This window comes from Vibrio sp. 704 (assembly GCF_033339295.1).
The window spans coordinates 1-610 of record NZ_JAWOUH010000658.1; the positions used below are offsets into that span (position 1 = coordinate 1).

General features: G+C 49.3%; 2 protein-coding genes. Both read left to right on the plus strand.

The window, feature by feature from the left end:
- The coding region (locus tag R7R24_RS28345) for a hypothetical protein (protein ID WP_318120401.1) at positions 1 to 210 on the plus strand (210 nt) is incomplete at its 5' end.
- A gap of 62 nt (positions 211 to 272) precedes the next feature.
- The coding region (locus tag R7R24_RS28350; protein ID WP_318120402.1) for an RNA methyltransferase substrate-binding domain-containing protein at positions 273 to 610 on the plus strand (338 nt) is incomplete at its 3' end.

Consider the following 610-nt stretch of genomic DNA (forward strand, 5'->3'; position numbering starts at 1 on the left):
TCTTCATCAAAAGAAGGTGCTACAGCGCGCGCTGTTCCTGCTATTGAGCCAACTAAGCGCCCAGAACAAACGGATTCTGGCCGTAAACGCAAAGGGCCAAAACGTGGGGATGACGACAGCGCAAAGAAGCCAAAGGTGAAGAAAGCCCACAAGAAAAAGCCACACAGTAAGCCAAAGAAAACCAAGCGCACTAAGCAAGACGCGCAGTAGGCTGAAGCGCCAATCTGTTACCGCAGATTGGCGGTGAGCGAAGCACAGAAACAGGTTAAGTAATGAGCAACGAATTTATTTACGGCATTCATGCCGTGAAAGCGGTATTGGAACGCGAACCAGAACGTTTTATTGAAGCGTACGTTCTAAAAGGACGCCAAGACGATCGCCTAATGCCAATCTTGAACGATTTGCAGGTGTGTGGTGTTTCTATCCAACAAATGACGCGTAAAACCTTGGATGACAAAGCACATGGTGCAAACCACCAAGGCATCATCGCGCGCGTAAAACCAGCAAAACAGCTGAACGAAAACGACATTGACGACATCCTAGCGCAGCATGAGACACCGTTGCTATTGGTGTTGGATGGCGTGACTGACCCTCACAACCTTGGTGCCTG